Genomic DNA, 20292 nt, shown 5'->3' on the forward strand with positions numbered 1-20292 from the left:
GGGACGGGCCCTGACCCCAGCCGACGGGTTGTCAGTACCAGCCGCCGGAGGGCAGCTGCTCCCCGGCGACCACCGGGGCCGCCACCTGGTTGCCCTCGGGCGCCAGGGGACAGGACCAGCGCGGGTCGTAGGTGCACGACGGGTGGTACGCGAAGTTCAGGTCGACCACCAGCCGGGTGTCGTCCCCGCCGAGGTCGGCACCCTTGACCGTGTCGAGGAGGTAGCGGCCGCCGCCGTAGGTGGTCCGGCCGGCGGTGCCGTCGCGCAGCGGGAGGAAGACGCCGCCGCCGTAGCCACCCAGCCACCAGACGTCGAGGCGGCCGACGTCAGGCAGGGCCACCGTGCCGATGCGGTCGAGAACCACGGTCCCGTCGGCCGCGGTGGGGATCTGCAGCCGGAGCGGCCCGGCGGGGTGCAGCACCGCCTCGAACCGGCGGGCGGGGTCGTACGGGGCGTAGGGGAGTCCCCGGAAGGCGGCCCGCGCCGCCTCGTCCAGGGGTGAGTCCGGATGGCCGGCGAACAGCTCGTCGCGGCCGTCCCGCCAGGTCCGCCATCCCGCCTCGGGGTCGCCGGCGGCCCGCGCGGCGGCGTAGAGAGCGGCCACCGAGCGGCGCCAGCCGAGCAGCGTCAGGGTCACCGGGCCACTGTGGCAGCCGGCGCCGGCGACAGCTATGTCACGACGCCGTTTCTGTCCGGAGCGCCGCCCGTTCCGCCGCTACGCTGGAGTCATGGCACTGCGCGAGGACGACGTCGCTCCGCGCAGCGGCGCCGCCGATCGCCGGACCCTCCTGCAGGTGGGCGGCTTCGCGCTCGCCGTGGCGGCGACCCTCGCGGTGTTCCTCACCGACGACCCCCAGTTCCTGCGCCTGGCGGTGGTCGCCGTGGCCTGGGCGTTCGTTCTCGCCACGGTCGCCGCGGCGACGCGGTCCGGCGACCGGATGGCCGCCCGGGCCCGGGAGGCGGAGATCCGCCGGGCCTACGAGTACGAGCTCGACCGAGAGGTCGCCGCCCGGCGGGAGTACGAGCTGGAGCTGGAGACCGAGCTGCGCCGCGAGGCCGAGGCGTCGATGCGCGCCGAGCTCGACGCCCTGCGCGACGAGCTCGCCGGCCTCACCGAGCTGCGCACCGAGGTCGCAGGCCTGACCGGGCTGCGCACCGACATCGCCGCGCTGGCGGGTCTCCGTGACGAGGTGGCGCGGGTCGCCGCGCTCCGGGACGACGTCGCGGCGCTGCCCGCGCTGCGCCAGGAGCTCGGCCAGATCGCCGAGCTGCGCGCCGACCTGGGCCGGCTGAAGGCCGAGCTGACCGAGCAGCTGTCCAGCGAGATGCTGATCGAGCGCATCGTCATGCGCACCCAGGCCGGCCGGCTCTCGGCCGAGCTCGGCGATGCCCCCGGCCGGGCGCTGCACGCCGCGGCGGGGTGGACCGACGACGTGCCCCCGCGGGAGCTGACCGGTGGCTGGCCGGCCGTGCGCCTCGACGAGCCGTCCGGGACCCGGCACTTCGACCAGGTGCGCGTCGAGCGCGCTCCCGCCCGCCCGCCGGTGCCGCCGGCCCCCGCGCCGGCCCGGCGCCCGAGCCGGGAGTCCGAGCCCAGCGGCCCGCGGCCGTGGGAGACACCCGCGACCGCCTCGTGGGAGAGCCGCCCGACGCCGCCGTGGGAGCCGCCCGCCGTCCCGGCGGAGGAGCCGCCCGCCACCGCCTCGTGGGAGAGCCGGCCGACGCCGCCGTGGGAGCCGCCGAGCCCGACCTCGGCGTTCCCCCTGCCCGCCGCTGCCGCTCCGGCCGGCTCGCCGTCCCCGGACGTGGACCGGTGGTCGTCGCAGGACCTCCGCGACGACGACACCCCGCTCTGGTCGGCGACGGAACGGGCCGGCACTGCCGACCGGCACGACGGTGCCGGTGCGCCCGAGCCGGTGCCGCCGACGGCCGGTTTCCCCATGGCGCCCCCGGCGGGGGGGCCGCGGCCGAGTCCGCACCCGCGGACGACGGCCGGCCCCGCCCAGGCCGCCCCGGGGGTGCCGCCCGTGACCCCCGAGCCCCTGCCCTCGGCCTTGGAGTGGCTGGCCGCGCGCTCGCTGATCGACGCGGGACCCACCCCGCCCCGGCCCGAGGTGCCGCCGCGGCGCCGCCGCGGCGACGAATCGCCCGTGGACCCGGCCGCGGCGCCGACCACCCAGCGGCCCGCGGTTCCGCCGCACCCGCCCATCCGGGTCGACGACCGCGGCGGCTACCGCGTCGCCGTCCGCGAGGACCGGCCCGTGCCCCCGAGCCAGGAGCAGATCGCCCCGGGGCAGGAGAAGCGACTGGCCGACATCCTCGCCGAGAACGGCGCCAGCCAGACCGCCGGTGGTCGCCGGCGCCGGCGCTACCGGGACGAGGACGAGCCCGACGACGTCCTCGCGCGCGTGCTCGGCGGAACTGAGGCTCACCGCCCCCGGGAGAGCCGCCCGCCGTCGAGCACCAGCGTCTGACCGGTGACCCAGCCTGCGCCGTCCCCCAGCAGGTAGGCCGCGGCCTCGCCGACGTCCTCGGGCCGCCCCAGCCGGCCGGCCGGGTACTCGGCGGCCACCTCGGCCTCCCGGCCCTCGTACAGGGCGCCGGCGAAGCGGGTCTTGACCACGGCCGGGGCCACCGCGTTCACCCGCACCGTCGGGCCCAGCTCGACGGCCAGCTGCGTGGTCAGGTTGATGATCGCGGCCTTGCTGACGCCGTAGGCGCCGATGTTCTCCGACGACCGCAGGCCCGCCACCGAGGCCACGAAGAGGACCGATCCCCCGTGCTCGGCCATCCAGGCCTTCCACGCCTCCTGCACCAGCCCGAGCGAGGAGACCACGTTGGTGTCGAGGATCTTGCGGAAGGCGTCGAGGTCGAGATCGGTCATCGGCCCGTAGACGGGATTGACGCCGACGTTGCCCACGAGCATGTCGAGGCTGCCGAACGTGTCGAGAGCCGTGCGGACCGCCTCCGCCCGGTGCGCGGCGTCGCCGGCATGGCCGGGGACCGCCACGGCGACGTCCGGGCCGCCGAGCGTCTCGACCGCCTCGGCGAGCGCCTCGGGCTTGCGCGCCGTGACCACCACGCGCGCTCCACGGTCGACCAGGCTCTGCGAGATCGCCAGCCCGATACCCCGGCTGGCCCCGGTGACCAGGGCGGTCCGTCCGTCCATCGTGCCCACGCTCGTGCTCCCGTCGATCGCTGCGCTGCCGTGGCACACGCTAGGGCCGCCGCGCTCCCGGCCCTCGCAGTACCCCGGGGCCCGGGTGAGACAGGACACAGCGCCCAGGCGTTGCGGTCGGCCGGAACCGGTCACACACTCGCCATCGGCGATCAACCCGCGCGACACATCCGGTTGCAGCGGAGCGGCGCCAGGCAGGACCGCACCACCCGCACGACCCGCACGGCCCCGATGGCCCACGACGGCGTGGGCCGCGAACCCGAGTCCGGTACCCGACAGGGACTGGAACGAGAGGTGCACCGATGCCTGCATCCCGCAGGACAGTCCGCGCTGTGCCGTACCCCGCCCCCCCCAGTCCCGCGGCGTCCGACGCCCCGGCGCGGCTGCGCGTGGGGATCATCGGCGCCGGCCGCGTCGGCGCCGTCCTGGGCGCCGCGCTCTCCGCCGCCGGTCACGACGTCGTCGCCGCCTCCGGCCTCTCCGCAGCCTCCGCCGAGCGCGCCGCACGCCTGCTACCCGGAGTTCCGCTCGTGCCCGCCGACGAGGTGGTGGCGGCCTCCGACCTCGTGGTGCTGGCAGTCCCGGACGACACCCTGGCCGGGCTCGTCGCCGGCCTGGCCGAGACGGGCGCCTGGCGGGCCGGCCAGCTCGCCTTCCACACCTCCGGCGCGCACGGTCTGGCCGTCCTCGCGCCCGCCGAGCGGGCCGGGGTCCTGCCGCTGGCCCTGCACCCGGCCATGACCTTCTCCGGCGCCCCCGAGGACGCCGACCGCCTCGCCGGTACGCCGTTCGGCGTGACCAGCCGCGTGAGCCACCGTGCCGTCGCCGAGACGCTGGTCCTCGAGATGGGCGGCGAGCCCTTCTTCGTGGCGGAGGAGGACCGGCGGCTCTACCACGCGGCCCTGGTCACCGGTGCGAACCACCTCGTCACCCTGGTGGCGGAGGCCGCCGACCTCCTGCGGACGGCGGGGGTGGGGGAGCCCGCCCGCGTCCTCGCGCCGCTGCTCACCGCGGCCCTCGACAACGGTCTGCGCCGGGGCGACCGGGGCCTCACCGGGCCGGTCAGCCGGGGCGACGTCGGCACCGTCGGCGAGCACCTTGCCACCCTCGCCGACCGCGCGCCGGCGTCGGTCCCCGCCTACGTCGCCATGGCCCAGCGCACCACCGAGCGGGCGCTGGCCGCCGGCCGGCTCAAGCCCCACGAGGGCGCCCCGCTGCTCGACCTGCTCGACGGCCACGTCCCGGGTTCCCTCGCGAGCGAGCGGGCGGAGGGCTGAAGGTGGTCCCTTCACGGGCAATCAGCCGGTCGCCGGCCTCCCGCGCCACGGCCGGCCCACTCGTCGCCGAGACCGTCGCCGACCTGCACCGCCTGCGCGCCGAGCTCCCCGGCCCGGTTGCGCTGGTCCCGACCATGGGTGCGCTGCACGAGGGTCACCGCGCCCTGGTGCGCGCGGCCCGCGAGAGCGCGGCCACCGTCGTCGTCTCGGTGTTCGTCAACCCGACCCAGTTCGGTCCCGGCGAGGACTTCGACCGCTACCCCCGCACCTGGGACGCCGACCTCGCGACCCTCGCCGAGGAGGGGGCCGACGTGGTGTTCCACCCGCCGGTGGACGAGGTCTACCCGCCAGGTGCGGTCGGCGTGACCGTCGACCCCGGACCGCTCGGGTCGGTGCTCGAGGGTGCCGTCCGCCCGGGGCACTTCGCCGGCGTGCTCACCGTGGTCGCCAAGCTCTTCGGCCTGGTGCGCCCCGACGTCGCCGTCTTCGGCGAGAAGGACTACCAGCAGCTGACCCTCATCCGCGCCATGGCCCGGGAGCTCGCCCTCGGGGTCGAGGTGGTCGGCGTCCCGACGGTGCGCGAGGACGACGGCCTGGCACTGTCCAGCCGCAATCGGTACCTGGCCCCGGAGCAGCGCTCGGCCGCCCGCACGATCTCGGCGGCGCTGCGTGCCGGGTCCGCCGCCGGTCCCGAGGGTGCCGAAGCGGTCCTGGCCGCGGCGCGCGCGGTCCTCGACACCGAACCCGCGCTGCTCCAGGACTACCTGGAGCTCACCGATACCGAGCTGGGCCCGGCACCCGCGGCCGGCCCGGCCCGCCTGCTGGTCGCCGTTCGCGCCGGCACGACCCGACTCCTCGACAACACCGCCGTCCAGCTGGGAGACACCCGATGATGCGCACGATGCTCAAGTCCAAGATCCACCGTGCGACGGTGACCCAGGCCGACCTGCACTACGTGGGGTCGGTGACGGTCGACGAGGACCTCCTCGACGCCGCCGACCTGATCCCCGGCGAGCAGGTGGCGATCGTCGACGTCACCAACGGTGCCCGGCTCGAGACCTACGTCATCCCCGGTGAGCGGGGGAGCGGGGTCATCGGCATCAACGGCGCGGCCGCCCACCTGGTCCATCCGGACGACCTCGTCATCCTGATCAGCTACGGCGTCATGGACGAGACCGAGGCCAAGAGCTACATCCCCCGCGTGGTCCACGTCGACGGCGCCAACCGCATCGTCGAGCTGGGCGGCGACCCGGCGGCGCCGTCGCCGGGCGTGCAGGGTCAGGTGCGCGGCGACGTCGTCGAACGGTGACCGGGACTCCCTCCAGGGCCGGAGTGGCCACTGTGGCCCTGCGCGCGACGGCGGCCTGACGTGCTGCTGACCGTCGACATCGGCAACAGCCAGACCGTCCTCGCCACCTTCGACGGCGAGCGGCGCGTCGGCTGCTGGCGGGTGACCACGGAGCCCCGGGCCACCGCGGACGAGCTCCGGATGCTCTGGCGCGGGCTGCTGTGCGACACCGAGATCACCGGGGTGGCCGCCTGCTCGACCGTGCCGGCCCTCCTCCCGTCGCTGCGCCAGCTCCTGGACGCCCTCGAGGTGCCGGTGGTGCTCATCGGGCCCGGCGTGCGGACCGGGGTCCCCCTGCACGTGGACAACCCGCGCGAGGTCGGCTCGGACCGCGTGGTCACCGCGCTGGCGGCGCACGAGCTGTTCGGCCGCTGGCCCGACGGGCGCGGCCGGCCGGTGATCGTCGTGGACTTCGGCACCTCCACCAACGTCGACGCCATCGGACCCGAGGGGCAGTTCCTCGGCGGTGCCCTGGCACCCGGCGTGGAGGTCAGCCTGGACGCGCTGGCCACCCGCGCGGCGCAGCTCCGCTCGGTGGAGCTGACCGTGCCGCCCCAGGCCATCGGCAAGAACACCGTGGCCGCGCTGCAGTCGGGCCTGGTCCTGGGCTTCGCCGGGCTGGTGGACGGGCTGGTCGCCCGCATCGCGGCGGAGATCGTCGCCCAGTTCGGCTCGGCGCCGGTCGTCGTCGCCACCGGGGGTCTGGCCCCGCTCGTCGTCGACAGCTGCCGTTCCATCGGCGAGCGGGAGCCCGACCTCACCGTCCACGGCCTTCGGCTGGCCTTCCAGCGACACCAGGCCAGGTGATCTCCCCGCCCGACCGGGCTCCGGCCTCCCCGTAGTCTCGTCATCCGTGACCGAAGGACCGAACGGCCCGGGCAGCGGCTCCGGCAACGGGGATGACGGCGGGATCGACGAGCTCCCCGAGCAGATGCGGGTCCGCCGCGCCAAGCTCGACCGCCTGCGCCAGAGCGGCGTCGACCCCTACCCGGTGGCCGTCGCGCGCACGACCACCCTGGCCGCCGTCCGGGCCGCGCACCCCGACCTGCCGCCGGACACGATGACCGGGGACACCGTCGGCGTCACCGGGCGGGTCATCTTCTTCCGCAACACCGGCAAGCTCTGCTTCGCCACCCTGCGCGAGGGCGACGCCGAACTGCAGGTCATGCTCTCCCGCGACCGCGTGGGCGAGGAGTCGCTCGCCGCCTGGAAGGCCGACATCGACCTCGGCGACCACGTGCTGGTCACCGGCGAGGTCGGGACGTCGCGCCGCGGTGAGCTCTCGGTCTTCGCCGACTCGTGGCAGCTGACGGCCAAGGCGCTGCGCCCGCTCCCGGTGGCGCACAAGCCGATGAGCGAGGAGCTGCGGGTCCGCCGTCGCTACGTGGACCTCATCGTCCGCGACGAGGCCCGGCGGACGGTGCGCCAGCGCGCCACGGTGATGTCCACCCTCCGCGCCGGGCTCACCGCCCGCGGGTTCCTGGAGGTGGAAACCCCGATGCTGCAGACGGTGCACGGGGGTGCCGCCGCCCGGCCGTTCCGCACCCACATGAATGCGTTCGACCTCGACCTGTACCTGCGCATCGCCCCGGAGCTGTTCCTCAAGCGGTGCATCGTCGGTGGGCTGGACCGGGTGTTCGAGATCAATCGCAACTTCCGCAACGAGGGGGCCGACAGCTCGCACTCGCCGGAGTTCGCGATGCTGGAGACGTATCAGGCCTACGCCGACTACCAGGTCATGGCGACGCTCACCAGAGAACTGATCCAGGAATGCTGCGCGGCGCTCTTCGGTGACCACGTGGCCCGCCATCACGACGGCACGGAGGTCGACCTGTCGGGGGACTGGCCGCAGGTGCGGCTGTACTCGGTCGTCTCCGAGGCGGTCGGCGAGCCGATCGGCCCCGAGACCCCGGTGGAGAAGCTGCGCGCCATCGCGGAGCGGCACGACGTGGGGATCGATCCGGCGTGGCTGCCCGGCAAGGTCGTCGAGGAGCTGTTCGAGGCGCTGGTGCAGCACACCCTGCAGGCGCCGACGTTCGTCATCGACTACCCGCTGGACACGTCGCCGCTGACCAGGGCGCACCGGTCCGAGCCCGGGCTCGCCGAGAAGTGGGACCTCTACATCGGCGGCATCGAGCGGGCGACCGCCTACTCCGAGCTGGTGGACCCGGTCGCCCAGCGGGAGCGGTTCACCGCCCAGGCGGCGCTGGCCGCGGCCGGCGATCCCGAGGCCATGGTGCTGGACGAGGACTTCCTCGAGGCCCTGGAGTACGGCATGCCGCCGACCGGGGGCATGGGTATGGGGATGGACCGGTTGATGATGACGCTCACCGGACTGGGAATCCGCGAGACGATCCTGTTCCCCCTGGTCCGGCCCATTTCCTCGCACTAGCTGCGCGGGGATACGGAGTCGGGCCGTTTCCCACTTCCGAGCAGGAACCGCAGTAGGTGCACTAAATGGCGCCGGACTGTGATGTAATGGCATCGCCGCGCTTCCGGTGCGGCAATTCCGTTCGGCTCCAGGGCCGCTGCGACAAGGGTGAGGAACATAATGGCGCGGAAGGTTCAGGTCATCCTGAGCGACGATCTCGACGAGAACCTCTCGGCCGACGAGACGGTGAGCTTTTCCCTCGACGGCACCTCGTACGAGATCGACCTCGCGGAGAAGAACGCCAAGGAGATGCGCGACCTCTTCTCCCGTTACGTCTCGGCCGCCCGCAAGGTGGGCCGCGGCACCCGCGCGTCCGGTGGCGGCGGCCGCAGCCGTGGCACCGGCGGCCGCATGGACCGCGAGCAGGCCGGCGCCATCCGGGAATGGGCCCGCAAGAACGGTCACGCCGTCAGCGATCGCGGCCGCATCCCGGCCAGCGTCGTCGACGCCTACGAGGCCGCCCACTGAGGCCTCGTCCGGAGCCTCGGCCCGAGCCTGCGAGGGTCGAGGGGGACGAGGTCCTTCTGCTGTGACATCCGCGCGCGTGCGCGCGCCGGCCGGCCCGGTTCCCCCCCACGGGGAGCCGGGCCGGCGTCGTCCCGGGCGTGACGCCGCGGTGCCCGTTGCTCCCCGCGGCCGCGCAGACTGAGCGGAGGGGAACCGGCTCGCGGGGTGCGGGCGTCCGCTGACGGCGTAACCGGGCCGGAACAGGCATCGGTCACCATCGGTTGGACCGGACAGCCACCCACCGCCCGCGTCGAGCACCGACAGGGCGGCGTGGTCCGCGACTACAGTGGAATGACCGGTGCCCCCAGCGCCGACGGATGTCGGGTGCTCCTTCCCACGACGGGGGAGGGACAGTGCCGGACCAGCCGGTCGAAGGAGAAGCAGCAGATGTTCGAACGGTTCACCGACCGAGCCCGCCGCGTTGTTGTCCTGGCCCAGGAAGAGGCCCGGATGCTCAACCACAACTACATCGGCACCGAGCACATCCTCCTGGGCCTGATCCACGAGGGTGAGGGCGTCGCTGCCAAGGCGCTCGAGTCCCTCGGCATCTCGCTGGAGGGCGTCCGCCAACAGGTGGAGGAGATCATCGGACAGGGTCAGCAGGCCCCGTCCGGTCACATCCCCTTCACCCCGCGGGCGAAGAAGGTGCTGGAGCTGTCGCTGCGCGAGGCGCTGCAGCTCGGCCACAACTACATCGGCACCGAGCACATCCTGCTCGGCCTGATCCGCGAGGGCGAGGGCGTCGCCGCCCAGGTCCTGGTGAAGCTCGGCGCCGACCTCAACCGCGTCCGCCAGCAGGTCATCCAGCTGCTGTCGGGCTACCAGGGCAAGGAGCCGGCCGCGGCCGGCGGCCCGGCCGAGGGCACGCCGTCGACCTCGCTGGTGCTCGACCAGTTCGGCCGCAACCTGACCCAGGCCGCGCGCGACTCCAAGCTCGACCCGGTCATCGGGCGGGCCAAGGAGATCGAGCGGGTCATGCAGGTCCTGTCGCGGCGGACCAAGAACAACCCCGTCCTCATCGGCGAGCCCGGCGTCGGCAAGACCGCCGTCGTCGAGGGCCTGGCCCAGGCGATCGTCAAGGGCGAGGTGCCCGAGACGCTGAAGGACAAGCAGCTCTACACCCTCGACCTGGGCGCCCTGGTCGCCGGTTCCCGCTACCGCGGTGACTTCGAGGAGCGGCTGAAGAAGGTCCTCAAGGAGATCCGCACCCGCGGCGACATCATCCTGTTCATCGACGAGATCCACACCCTCGTCGGTGCCGGTGCCGCCGAGGGCGCGATCGACGCCGCCAGCATCCTCAAGCCGATGCTGGCCCGCGGCGAGCTGCAGACCATCGGCGCCACCACGCTCGACGAGTACCGCAAGCACCTGGAGAAGGACGCCGCTCTCGAGCGCCGTTTCCAGCCCATCCAGGTGGGCGAGCCGACGCTGCAGCACACGATCGAGATCCTCAAGGGCCTGCGCGACCGCTACGAGGCGCACCACCGGATCAGCATCACCGACGCGGCCCTGGTGGCCGCGGCGACGCTGGCCGACCGGTACATCTCCGACCGCTTCCTGCCGGACAAGGCGATCGACCTGATCGACGAGGCCGGTGCCCGGATGCGGATCAAGCGGATGACCGCTCCGCCGGACCTGCGCGAGTTCGACGACCGGATCGCCGGCATCCGCCGGGAGAAGGAGTCGGCGATCGACGCGCAGGACTTCGAGAAGGCCGCGTCGCTCCGCGACAAGGAGAAGACGCTGCTCGCGGAGAAGGCCGAGCGCGAGAAGCAGTGGAAGGCCGGCGACATGGACGTCGTCGCCGAGGTCGACGACGAGCAGATCGCCGAGGTGCTGGCCAACTGGACCGGCATCCCCGTCTTCAAGCTCACCGAGGAGGAGACCACCCGTCTGCTCCGCATGGAGGACGAGCTCCACAAGCGGATCATCGGCCAGGAAGAGGCCATCAAGAGCGTCAGCCAGGCGATCCGGCGCACGCGGGCGGGCCTCAAGGACCCGCGCCGTCCGGGTGGTTCGTTCATCTTCGCCGGACCCTCGGGTGTCGGTAAGACCGAGCTGGCGAAGGCTCTCGCGCAGTTCCTGTTCGGTGAGGACGACGCGCTCATCCAGATCGACATGGGTGAGTTCCACGACCGGTTCACCGTGTCGCGGCTCGTCGGTGCCCCTCCCGGTTACGTCGGTTACGACGAGGGTGGCCAGCTGACCGAGAAGGTGCGGCGCAAGCCGTTCTCGGTGGTCCTCTTCGACGAGATCGAGAAGGCGCACGCGGACGTGTTCAACACGCTGCTGCAGGTTCTCGAGGACGGTCGGCTCACCGACGGTCAGGGCCGGATCGTGGACTTCAAGAACACGATCCTGATCCTCACGACCAACCTCGGTACCCGGGACATCTCGAAGGCCGTCGGCCTCGGATTCCAGGTCGGGAATGACACCCAGAGCAACTACGAGCGGATGAAGCAGAAGGTCAACGAGGAGCTCAAGCAGCACTTCCGGCCGGAGTTCCTCAACCGCATCGACGACATCGTCGTGTTCCACCAGCTGACCGAGGACGAGATCATCGAGATCGTCGACCTCATGGTCGCCCGCGTGGAGACCCAGCTGGCGAACAAGGACATGGCTCTGGAGATCACCCCGGCGGCGAAGAAGCTGCTGGCGCACCGCGGCTTCGACCCGGTGCTGGGTGCCCGGCCGCTGCGCCGGACCATCCAGCGCGAGATCGAGGACGCGCTGTCGGAGAAGATCCTCTACGGCGAGCTGACCGCGGGTCAGATCATCGTGGTGGACGTCGAGGGCGAGGGCGCCGACGCGAAGTTCACCTTCCGCGGCGAGGCCAAGCCGATCGACCTGCCCGACACCCCGCCGGTCGCGCTGTCCGGTGGCGACGAGGAAGGTCCCGCCGCCAAGGCCGAGTGAGAGGACCCCGTCCTCACCGCTCGCACGCGGGGCGAGCCTCCGAACGGGGCCACGACAGGGGCCGTCTCCCATCTGGGAGGCGGCCCCTTCGTCGTCCCCGTGACATGACCTGCACAGTCGCCCCCATCAGGCCACTCGTGAGGGTGAGCGCGCAGATCTCGCCCTCAGGTGGGCAGCGTGAACCTGCCGTCGTCGGTCTGCTCCACCAGGCCGTCGGCGAGCAGCGAGTCCAGGCAGCGACCGCGCTGGACGGCGTCCTCCCAGGCGGCCTCCAGCGCCGCGGCGTCCACCGGCTCGTGGGCCTCGCGGAGGACGTCGAGCAGCCGGCCGCGCACCTGGCGGTCGGTGCCGGCGAACTTCTGCACCCGCCGCGGCGGCCCGTCGTGCGGTGGGCAGCCGGCCAGTCGCCACGCGCACCGGTCGCGGACCGGGCACGCTCCGCACCGCGGCGTCCCCGCGACGCAGACGAGCGCCCCGAGCTCCATCGCCGCCACCGAGAAGCGGGTCGCGCGTCGCGCATCCGGGGGCGTCAGGGCCGCGATGTCGGCCAGATCGGCGGCGCGGGCGTTCCCGGCCTCCGCGCGACCGTGCACCAGCCTGGCCACCACCCGCCGCACGTTCGTGTCGACCACGGGCTGGGGCTGCCCGTAGCCGAAGCAGGCCACCGCGCGGGCGGTGTACGTCCCGACGCCCGGCAGGGCCTCCAGGGCGCTCACGTCCGCCGGAACGACCCCTCCGTGCCGCTCCACCACGGCGACCGCCGCCTCGCGCAGCCGCAGGGCGCGCCGCGGATAGCCGAGCTTGCCCCAGGCCCGGATGACGTCGGCCGGCGGAACCGTGGCCAGCGCGCCCGGAGTCGGCCAGCGCGCCATCCACTCCCGCCAGACCGGTTCCACGCGGGCGACCGGTGTCTGCTGGAGCATGACCTCGCTGACCAGCACCGCCCAGGCGTCGACGCCGGGGCGGCGCCAGGGCAGGTCGCGGGCCGCCGTCTCGTACCAGTCGACGATCGTTTCGCCGGCGTCCGGGCCCACGGTCGCGGTGCTGGTCACGGGGCACCAGTGTGCCGTCCCGGGGGAGCGGCGTGCCGACCCGGCCGACTCCTGCGCCGCGCACTACCGTTCCGGGCGTGTTGCACCCGGTCGGCGATCTGCCCGCCCGCGTCTACTGGCGGCGGCGGCTGGTGGTGCTGGCCGTGCTCTCGGCGATCCTCGGGGGCGGGGTCTGGCTGGGGTTCGCGCTGCTGGGCGGCGGTGACGGCGACGACGCGGCGGCGTCCAGCTCGTCCGGGCCGGTGCCCGTGCCGGCGCTGGCCCGGGTGGTTCCCTCGCCCAGCGCGGTCGCGACGCCGGAACCGCCCCGGATCCCGGCCGCCACCGGCCCCGAGGCAACCGCCCCCGCACCCGCACCCGCACCCGCACCGGGGGGCCCCTGCACCGACGAGATGATCGGCCTCGAGGTGCGGGCCCCGGGCAGTGCCGCCGTCGGCAGCAAGCCGACCTTCGAGCTGGCGGTCGTCAACGTCTCCGCCGTCCCGTGCGTGCGGCCCCTGGACAAGGGGCTGCAGGAGATCGTCATGTTCGACGGGGCGGGCAACCGGGTGTGGGGCAGCAACGACTGCTTCCCGGAGTCCAGCAGCGACCTGCGGACCCTGGCGCCAGGTGAGGTGGTGGCCCTGCCGCTGGTGTGGGGCGGGCTGACGAGCGAGCCGACGTGCACCGCGCCGCGGGCGGCGCCTGCCCCGGGGAGCTACGTCCTGCGGGGTCGGCTCGACACCAAGGTGTCGCCGGACGCCTCGATCACCCTGGAGTAGCTGCAAGGACCCCCAGAAAAGGACCCGCCCGCCCCACCGCTCGCAAGCTCCCGGCGGTGTCCTGGACGGGGGCCGTCCGACCCCTCGCCAGCTGGGGACGAGCCTCGGGACGGGGCCTCAGCTGTAGCGGTCGAGGATGGAGGTCTCGGCCAGGCGCGACAGGCCCTCGCGGATGCCCCGCGCCCGTGCCTCGCCGACCCCCTCGACGGCCAGCAGGTCCTCGATGGTGGCGGCCAGCAGCTTCTGCAGGCCGCCGAAGTGGTCGACCAGCCGGTCGATGATGCCCGAGGGCAGCCGCGGCACCCGGTTGAGCAGGCGGTAGCCGCGCGGGCTGACCGGGGAGTCGAGGGCGTCGGGTGACGTGGGCAGGCCGTAGCAGCGGGCGACCGCTGACAGGTCGAGCAGCTCGGTCGCCGACAGGGCGCGCAGGTCGGTGAGCACCTGGTCGATGGTCCGGGGACGGCGGCCACCACCGGGCAGGTAGTCGCGGACGAGCAGCCCGCGGTCCTCCTCCACCCCGGCCAGCATCTCGTCGAGCTGCAGGGCCAGCAGGCGACCGTCGGTGCCGAGTTCGACGACGAAGCCCTCGATCTCGTCGGCGATGCGGCGGACCATCTCCAGCCGCTGGCTGACGCTCATCGCGTCGCGCACCGTGACGAGGTCCTCGATCTCCAGCGCGGAGAGGGTGCTCGCCACCTCGTCGAGGCGCAGCTTGTAGCGCTCCAGGGCGGCGAGCGCCTGGTTGGCCCGCGCGAGGATCGTCGTCGGGTGCTCGAGGGTGTACCGGCGCCCGGCGACGTAGACGCTGATGATGTGCATCGACTGGCTGACCGAGATGACCGGGAAGCCGGTCTGCAGGGCCACCCGCTCGGCGGTGCGGTGCCGAGTGCCCGATTCCTCGGTGGGGATGGTCGGGTCGGGCATGAGGTGGACGCCGGCCCGGACGATCCGGGTGCCGTCGTAGGAGACGATCACCGCGCCGTCCATCTTCGCCAGCTCGCGGAGCCGCGTGGCCGACAGCGCCACGTCGAGGGCGAAGCCGCCGGTGCACAGCGACTCCACCACCCGGTCGTAGCCGAGCACGATCAGCGCGCCCGTGCGCCCGGCCAGGATGCGCTCGAGGCCGTCGCGGAGCGCGGTCCCCGGGGCGATGCGGCCGAGGAGTTCGCGCAACGCGACCTCGGGATCCACCTCGGTGGGCACGAGCACTCCTGACGGTCGAGTGGTACGGCGGCTGAGTCTACGTGGCGGGCCTGGGTGCGGTTCGTCCTCGGGTCCCGGTCGCGCCCGGAACCCGGCGACGTAACGAGACTCTAGAGAGCTAGAAGAGGCGGTGGAAGGCCGTGCCCAGGTCGGGGACCTCGATCAGGCGCATCCCCGGCGGTGCCGCGCCGGCGTCCGGGGGCACCAGCGCGACCTTGTAGCCCTGCCTCGCCGCCTCGGCCAGCCGACGGCCCGCGCCACCCACCCGACGGATCTCCCCGGACAGCCCCACCTCGCCGAGGGCGACCATGCCCTCGGGCAGGGCGCGGTCCTTGGCGGCCGACGCGATCGCGAGGGCCAACGCCAGGTCGGCGGCCGGCTCGGCGATGCGCACCCCGCCCACGGAGGCGGCGAAGACGTCCGCCTCGGCGAGCTTGACCCCGCCGCGGCGTTCCACCACCGCGTTCACCATGGCCACGCGCTGGGCGTCGAGCCCGCTCACCGCACGGCGAGGGGACCCGCCGCCGCCGGTGCCGGCCACCAGCGCCTGCACCTCGGCGAGCAGCGGGCGGCTGCCCTCCATCGTCACGGTGACGCAGCTGCCCGGGACCGGAGCGGATCGGCGGGAGACGAAGAGCGCCGACGGGTCGGGCACGCCCACGACGCCGGAGTCGCCGATCTCGAAGCAGCCGATCTCGTCGGCCGGGCCGAACCGGTTCTTCGTCGCGCGGACCAGGCGCAGCGTCGAGTGCCGTTCGCCGTCGAAGGAGACGACGACGTCGACGAGGTGCTCGAGCGTGCGGGGACCGGCGATCGCGCCGTCCTTGGTGACGTGGCCGACCATGATCGTGGTCATGCCCCGGCTCTTGGCGACGGCGGTCAGGGCACCGGCCACGGCCCGGACCTGGCTGGCGCCGCCGTCGGTGCCCTCGACCGCGGGGGACCGGACGGTCTGGACGCTGTCGAGGATCAGCAGCGTCGGGTTCACCTGATCGACGTGGGCGAGGACCGCGGACAGCTCGGTCTCGGCGGCCAGGTAGAGGCGCTCGTGCAGGGCGCCGATGCGCTCGGCCCGCAGACGTACCTGGCCGGCGGACTCCTCCCCGGAGACCACCAGTGCCGGCCCGTTGGCGGCAGCAACGCGGTGCGCCACCTCCAGCAGCAGCGTGGACTTGCCGACGCCCGGCTCCCCGGCGACGAGCAGGACCGCGCCGGGCACCAGGCCACCGCCCAGGACCCGGTCGAACTCCGCGATGCCGGTGGGGACGGCGCGGGCGCCGGCGAGCTCCACCTGCGCGATCGGCCGTGCGGGGGCGGTCACCGGACCGGCCGCCACGGCACGCAGTGGGGCGGCGGGGGCGCCGAACTCCTGGATGGTGCCCCAGGCCTGGCACTCGGGGCAGCGCCCCACCCACTTGGCGGAGGCGTAGCCGCACTCGGTGCAGCGATGGGCGGGACGGGCTGATCTCACTCCGGCGGACGGCACCCCGCGACGCTAACCCCGGGGTGCGACAATTCCCGGGAGCGCCGGGTGAGCGCGCGGCTACTCGCCGCCGCTCTCCTGCCGCCGTGACTCCTGCTCGCGGGCCGTGTCCTCGCTGCCCTCCTCGTGGCCGCCTTCCTCATGGTGGAAGTCGAAGGCCTCGCCGCGCTCGAGCGCCTCGTCGGGATTGGCGACGGTGACCCCCAGGGTGAGTTCCCCCGCGTTCTCGAAGACGAGGGTGAGCTCGAGGTACTGCCCGACCGTCAGCCCCTCCTCGAGGTCGGTCAGCGTGACCGTCGCCGACTCGCCGTCGACGAAGACGATGGAGTCGGCGGGGATCTCCAGCTCGGCGGGACCGTTGCTGCCCGTCGCCGGGGCGGTGGTCGTGCCGCTGCCTGCACCCGCGCCCGTGGTGGGCGCGGCCCCCGTGGTCGGGGCGGTGGTCGTGCCGTCGGCGGTGCCGGGGGAGGCGGTCGCCCCCGTGGTCTCGGTCTCGGTCTCGAACTCGACATCTCCGAAGCCCTCGCCCTCGACATCGACGAGGGTGTCCGGCTCCTGGCCGCTGTTCACGATGGCCATCCGGAGCTCCGCGTCGTCGCCTTCCTCGTAGGCGCCACCCCGCGGGTGCTCGAACTCGGCCGCGCGCACGGTGATGTTGCCCACCTGTGCCATCGCGCCGACCTTGTCCCGCTCCTGCGTCGCGGTCTGCGTGACCTGCCCCGCACTGCACGCGGAGACCGCGAGGGGGGAGAGAAGCAGCACGCCCACCGTGGTGGCGCGCAGCGCGCGGTTCACAGCCGTCGACCTCCACACAGCTTCGGGCCGGCCACCGGGGGATCGGTGACGCGGGGTCGTGCGGAGCCTAACGGGCTCCCCGGGAGGTCCGCCCGGAGGGAAGGGAGACCGTCGGCGATTCCTCACGGAGGAGCGGGCCCTCAAGGGGCGGGGGGCACCTGCCGATGAGGAGGGGACGACCGATCGGCGGAGGAGGGTGTGATGCGGACGGGGCTGCCCTTCGACGACGTGCTGGCCGCGGCACAGGCCGGGGCTGCCTGGGCCTTCGAGGTCCTGTACCGGGACCTCTCTCCCGCGGTCACCGGCTATCTCCGGTTGCACGGCGCCGCCGAGCCCGACGACCTGGCCAGCGAGACGTTCCTCGGCGTCTTCACGGGCCTGGCCGGTTTCCGGGGCGACGAGGACGCCCTGCGGGCCTGGGTCTTCACCATCGCGCATCGCCGCCTCGTCGACGACTGGCGGCGCCGCAGCCGCCGTCCGCAGGTCGCCGACGACGACGGCGGCCTGACCGGGCACGTGGGTGGCGACGTCGAGGACGACGCGTTCGCGCAGCTCGGCGCGGAGACCGTCCACCGGATCTGCGCGCTGCTCCCGGACGACCAGCGCGCCGTGGTCCTCCTCCGCGTGCTGGGCGACCTGACGGTTGAGCAGGTGGCGCAGGTCATGGGGCGGACGGCGGCCTCGGCCAAGGCCCTCCAGCGACGGGGGCTGCGCGCGCTGCGCACGGAGCTCGAGAACTCCCCCGAACGGGTGGGGGCGGTCGCGAACCCTTTTGCGGCCACCCGGCGATGACAGGGGTGAGATGACCACACCAGCCGACGACACCGCCGTCGAGGACGCCTTCGAGGCGTACCTCGCCGGACGGCCCGTCCCGGAGCAGGCGGCCGCACTGGCCGTCTTCTCCGAGGCGGTCCGGGCGACCGCCTCCCGGCCGGGCCGGCCGAACGCCGCCCTCGCCGAGCTGCTGGCCACGGGTCTGCTCACCGACCAGTCGAGCCCGTCCGCCCGGACGGCCCAATCGGCCGGGGGCCTGCCGTCGCGCTGGGCTGCCCGGATCCGGAACCGGAGACGCTTCGCCATGTTGTTCCCCGCACTCCTCGCCAAGATTTTCTCCGCCGGCGCGGTCGCCCAGGCGGCCACCGGAGCCGGCATCGTCGTCGTGGCGGTGACCGGTACCGGCGCCGTCGGGGCCCTTCCGGATCCGATGCAGGACACCTTCGCCACCGTCGTCTCCACCGTGACACCGCTGGAGCCGCCGACCTCCGACGAGACCACGTCCGACGAGACGGCCTCCGACGAGACGGCCTCCGACGAGACGGCCTCCGACGAGACGGCCTCCGACGAGACCACCTCCGAGGAGAAGGGCCCCGAGGAGTCGCCCACGGGTACCGAGGGCGAGGACGAGCGCGCCCCGGACGACCCTGCCGGCGCCGCGCCGACCCTGGAGGAGTGGAAGGAGGGCCCGGCCGAGGGCCAGTCGTTCGGCTCGTGGGTCAGCCAGGGCGCCCGCCTCGGGTACAAGGACGGGGTGGACGTCAGCGAGTACGCGCACGCGAAGAACCAGCAGCGGAAGTCCGGGCCGGTCACGCCCACGCCGACGGCCACTCCCACCGCCACCGCGGAACCCACGACGGTGCCGGAGGAGACGACCGAGGTCCAGCAGTCCGAGCCGCCGGTCGCGCCCGCGGCGACGGCCGCTCCGGGTGGGGGCAAGAAGGGCCCGGGCGCTACGAGCGGCAGCGGCAAGGGCAACGGCGGGGGGAAGGGTCAGGCCCAGGGCAACGGGCGCAAGTGACCGTCCGGCCGGCCGGCGCCGTGCCGGTCGCCCGGCTCAGGCGGGCGTGGCGCCCCCCGCCACGAGGAGCGCCACGTCGATGACGGTCAGCAGCATGACCGCCGGGAAGGCCGCCCGTCGGAAACGTGGCGTGCCGGCGAGCGCGGCGACCGCCACGGCCGGCAGGGCCAGCACGAGGCCGGCCCAGCCGGCGGCCGTCGGGGGCCCTTCCGGGCCGAGCACCAGGACCAACGACGCCATGCCCAGCAGCAGGGCGCAGACGACGGCCGACCGGCGCGCGCCCAGGCGGTGGGGGAGGCCGCGCACACCGGTGGCCAGGTCGTCCTCCAGGTCGGGAGCCACGTTGGCCAGGTGGGCCGCGGCACCGAGGGCCGCGCCGGCCGTGACCAGCCACCAGGAGGCGACGGGCGTCCCCGGCGCGGCGGCGACCACGCCGGCCGGGAGCGCGCCGAACCCCGTCACGTACGGGACGACGGACGCCGCCGTGCGCTTCAACCCGGCGTTGTAGGCCCAGCCACTGGCCACCAGGACCAGGAGCAGCAGGCCCGGCACCAGCCCCAGCAGGAGCGACAGGACCACCGCGACGGCGGCGGCGATCAGCGCCCCGGAACGCAGCCGGGACGGCGTCACGGCGCCCTGCACCACCGGCTTGTCGGCCCGTGCGACGGCGCGGTCGCGGTCGGCGTCGAGCCAGTCGTTGCTCCACCCGATGGACGCCTGACCTGCGAGGACGGCCGCGCAGACGAGCGCGACCCGGCCCGGTGGCATGCCGGCGGCCACGGCCAGCAGGGTGGCGACGACGGTGACCGCCAGGGCGGGCCCGGCGTGGGTCGCCAGGACGAGGGCGCGCGCCGCCGCCACCGGGCCGGCCGGTCGCAGAGGCACATCGGCCACGCTCTGTCAACCCCTCCCTGTCATCCGTTCAGGCCCCTGACCTGCAGATTTACTGCCCGACCCGGATCCGTTGGTCAGTCTGCCGTGGTAACCTTGAGGCAGCGAAAGGGGTCACATCCACATGGGCTTCACTGTCGGCGAGACCGTCGTCTATCCGCACCACGGTGCCGCGCTGATCGAGGCGATCGAGCAGCGGACCATCAAGGGCGAGCAGAAGGCCTACCTCGTGCTGAAGGTCGCCCAGGGCGACCTCACCGTGCGGGTGCCGGCTGACAACGCAGAGATCGTCGGCGTGCGTGACGTCGTGGGCCAGGAAGGCCTGAACCGGGTCTTCGAGGTGCTCCGCGCCCCGCACACCGAGGAGCCGACCAACTGGTCGCGTCGGTACAAGGCCAACCTCGAGAAGCTGGCCTCCGGTGACGTCAACAAGGTCGCCGAGGTCGTGCGCGACCTCTGGCGCCGCGACAAGGACCGTGGCCTCTCCGCCGGCGAGAAGCGCATGCTTTCGAAGGCCCGCCAGATCCTGGTCAGCGAGCTCGCGCTCGCGGAGGGCACGAACGAGGACAAGGCCGAGGTCCTGCTCGACGAGGTCCTCGCCAGCTGAGCTCGGGTCTCCCGAGCACCCCGCACCACGTAGACACCCGGATCACTC

At 73.9% G+C, this 20292-nt stretch carries 19 protein-coding genes; 12 read left to right on the forward strand and 7 right to left on the reverse strand.

All coding sequences use genetic code 11. The annotated features are described in order from the left end of the window. Positions 1 to 31: 31 nt before the first annotated feature. Entirely contained in the window at positions 32 to 637 is a 606-nt protein-coding gene (locus ACFSHS_RS08890) for a DUF1684 domain-containing protein (protein WP_376874215.1), read from the reverse strand. A 91-nt stretch (positions 638 to 728) separates the two neighbouring features. Between ACFSHS_RS08890 and ACFSHS_RS08895 the strand changes: the two genes are divergently transcribed. Next, positions 729 to 2474: a DUF6779 domain-containing protein gene (locus tag ACFSHS_RS08895; protein WP_376874217.1), complete on the forward strand. Its 1746-nt coding sequence runs from the start codon at positions 729 to 731 to the stop codon at positions 2472 to 2474. Here the strand turns inward: ACFSHS_RS08895 and ACFSHS_RS08900 are convergent. Then, complete coding sequence (locus tag ACFSHS_RS08900) at positions 2429 to 3169, reverse strand: SDR family oxidoreductase (protein ID WP_376874219.1); 741 nt, start codon at positions 3167 to 3169, stop codon at positions 2429 to 2431. The genes ACFSHS_RS08895 and ACFSHS_RS08900 overlap by 46 nt on opposite strands. 341 nt (positions 3170 to 3510) lie before the next feature. Here ACFSHS_RS08900 and ACFSHS_RS08905 point away from each other — a divergent pair, with 341 nt between their 5' ends. From ACFSHS_RS08905 to ACFSHS_RS08935, 7 genes are all read left to right on the forward strand, one after another. Further along, entirely contained in the window at positions 3511 to 4455 is a 945-nt protein-coding gene (locus tag ACFSHS_RS08905; protein ID WP_376874221.1) for a Rossmann-like and DUF2520 domain-containing protein, read from the forward strand. Positions 4456 to 4457: 2 nt separating this feature from the next. Next, the gene (gene panC / locus ACFSHS_RS08910; protein ID WP_376874223.1) at positions 4458 to 5348 is read left to right on the forward strand and encodes a pantoate--beta-alanine ligase; all 891 of its coding nucleotides are present in this window, start codon (positions 4458 to 4460) and stop codon (positions 5346 to 5348) included. Next, positions 5345 to 5764: an aspartate 1-decarboxylase gene (gene panD, locus ACFSHS_RS08915; protein ID WP_376874225.1), complete on the forward strand. Its 420-nt coding sequence runs from the start codon at positions 5345 to 5347 to the stop codon at positions 5762 to 5764. The genes panC and panD overlap by 4 nt, the downstream gene beginning before the upstream one ends. 60 nt (positions 5765 to 5824) lie before the next feature. Next, positions 5825 to 6610 carry a type III pantothenate kinase gene (locus ACFSHS_RS08920; protein WP_376874227.1) on the forward strand — a complete coding sequence of 262 codons (786 nt, stop codon included), beginning with the start codon at positions 5825 to 5827 and terminating at the stop codon, positions 6608 to 6610. A 46-nt stretch (positions 6611 to 6656) separates the two neighbouring features. Next, a complete protein-coding gene (gene lysS / locus ACFSHS_RS08925) occupies positions 6657 to 8195 on the forward strand; it encodes a lysine--tRNA ligase (RefSeq protein WP_458199602.1) in 1539 nt (512 codons plus the stop codon). Between the two features lie 159 nt (positions 8196 to 8354). Beyond that, positions 8355 to 8702 (forward strand): histone-like nucleoid-structuring protein Lsr2, encoded by a 348-nt coding sequence (locus ACFSHS_RS08930; RefSeq protein WP_376874229.1) that lies wholly within the window; start codon positions 8355 to 8357, stop codon positions 8700 to 8702. 426 nt (positions 8703 to 9128) lie between these two features. After that, positions 9129 to 11657 (forward strand): ATP-dependent Clp protease ATP-binding subunit, encoded by a 2529-nt coding sequence (locus ACFSHS_RS08935; RefSeq protein ID WP_376874231.1) that lies wholly within the window; start codon positions 9129 to 9131, stop codon positions 11655 to 11657. A gap of 164 nt (positions 11658 to 11821) precedes the next feature. Here the strand turns inward: ACFSHS_RS08935 and ACFSHS_RS08940 are convergent, their stop codons facing one another. Further along, positions 11822 to 12709: an HhH-GPD family protein gene (locus tag ACFSHS_RS08940; protein WP_376874233.1), complete on the reverse strand. Its 888-nt coding sequence runs from the start codon at positions 12707 to 12709 to the stop codon at positions 11822 to 11824. A 77-nt stretch (positions 12710 to 12786) separates the two neighbouring features. On the opposite strand from ACFSHS_RS08940, the gene ACFSHS_RS08945 reads away from it, so the two are divergent. Continuing rightward, complete coding sequence (locus tag ACFSHS_RS08945; RefSeq protein ID WP_376874235.1) at positions 12787 to 13470, forward strand: MucR family transcriptional regulator; 684 nt, start codon at positions 12787 to 12789, stop codon at positions 13468 to 13470. A gap of 117 nt (positions 13471 to 13587) precedes the next feature. Here ACFSHS_RS08945 and disA read toward each other — a convergent pair whose 3' ends face one another. The 3 genes from disA to ACFSHS_RS08960 all read right to left on the reverse strand — a co-directional run bounded on the left by disA (position 13588) and on the right by ACFSHS_RS08960 (position 16951). Beyond that, on the reverse strand, positions 13588 to 14673 hold the full coding sequence (gene disA, locus ACFSHS_RS08950; RefSeq protein WP_089335779.1) for a DNA integrity scanning diadenylate cyclase DisA: 1086 nt from the start codon (positions 14671 to 14673) through the stop codon (positions 13588 to 13590). Positions 14674 to 14791: 118 nt separating this feature from the next. Next, the gene (gene radA, locus ACFSHS_RS08955) at positions 14792 to 16144 is read right to left on the reverse strand and encodes a DNA repair protein RadA (RefSeq protein ID WP_376874238.1); all 1353 of its coding nucleotides are present in this window, start codon (positions 16142 to 16144) and stop codon (positions 14792 to 14794) included. A 72-nt stretch (positions 16145 to 16216) separates the two neighbouring features. Then, a complete protein-coding gene (locus ACFSHS_RS08960) occupies positions 16217 to 16951 on the reverse strand; it encodes a copper chaperone PCu(A)C (RefSeq protein ID WP_376874240.1) in 735 nt (244 codons plus the stop codon). Between the two features lie 201 nt (positions 16952 to 17152). Here ACFSHS_RS08960 and ACFSHS_RS08965 point away from each other — a divergent pair, with 201 nt between their 5' ends. Further along, entirely contained in the window at positions 17153 to 17743 is a 591-nt protein-coding gene (locus ACFSHS_RS08965; protein ID WP_376874242.1) for an RNA polymerase sigma factor, read from the forward strand. 10 nt (positions 17744 to 17753) lie between these two features. Beyond that, entirely contained in the window at positions 17754 to 18746 is a 993-nt protein-coding gene (locus tag ACFSHS_RS08970) for a hypothetical protein (RefSeq protein WP_376874244.1), read from the forward strand. A 36-nt stretch (positions 18747 to 18782) separates the two neighbouring features. Here ACFSHS_RS08970 and ACFSHS_RS08975 read toward each other — a convergent pair whose 3' ends face one another. Next, positions 18783 to 19640 (reverse strand): UbiA family prenyltransferase, encoded by an 858-nt coding sequence (locus ACFSHS_RS08975; protein ID WP_376874246.1) that lies wholly within the window; start codon positions 19638 to 19640, stop codon positions 18783 to 18785. A gap of 121 nt (positions 19641 to 19761) precedes the next feature. Here ACFSHS_RS08975 and ACFSHS_RS08980 point away from each other — a divergent pair, with 121 nt between their 5' ends. Continuing rightward, complete coding sequence (locus ACFSHS_RS08980) at positions 19762 to 20244, forward strand: CarD family transcriptional regulator (RefSeq protein ID WP_135098842.1); 483 nt, start codon at positions 19762 to 19764, stop codon at positions 20242 to 20244. Positions 20245 to 20292 lie beyond the last annotated feature (48 nt).

It is taken from the genome of Blastococcus deserti (assembly GCF_042682525.1).
GTDB classification, from domain to species: domain Bacteria; phylum Actinomycetota; class Actinomycetes; order Mycobacteriales; family Geodermatophilaceae; genus Blastococcus_B; species Blastococcus_B deserti.

What these genes read in the sequence shown, in the direction of transcription:
- ACFSHS_RS08970 (WP_376874244.1), top strand. Translation starts at nt 17,754, where the DNA reads ATGACCACACCAGCCGACGACACCGCCGTCGAGGACGCCTTCGAGGCG.
- ACFSHS_RS08965 (WP_376874242.1), top strand. Translation starts at nt 17,153, where the DNA reads ATGCGGACGGGGCTGCCCTTCGACGACGTGCTGGCCGCGGCACAGGCC.
- ACFSHS_RS08935 (WP_376874231.1), top strand. Translation starts at nt 9,129, where the DNA reads ATGTTCGAACGGTTCACCGACCGAGCCCGCCGCGTTGTTGTCCTGGCC.
- ACFSHS_RS08900 (WP_376874219.1), bottom strand. Translation starts at nt 3,169, where the DNA reads ATGGACGGACGGACCGCCCTGGTCACCGGGGCCAGCCGGGGTATCGGG.
- ACFSHS_RS08930 (WP_376874229.1), top strand. Translation starts at nt 8,355, where the DNA reads ATGGCGCGGAAGGTTCAGGTCATCCTGAGCGACGATCTCGACGAGAAC.
- ACFSHS_RS08980 (WP_135098842.1), top strand. Translation starts at nt 19,762, where the DNA reads ATGGGCTTCACTGTCGGCGAGACCGTCGTCTATCCGCACCACGGTGCC.
- ACFSHS_RS08895 (WP_376874217.1), top strand. Translation starts at nt 729, where the DNA reads ATGGCACTGCGCGAGGACGACGTCGCTCCGCGCAGCGGCGCCGCCGAT.
- panD (WP_376874225.1), top strand. Translation starts at nt 5,345, where the DNA reads ATGATGCGCACGATGCTCAAGTCCAAGATCCACCGTGCGACGGTGACC.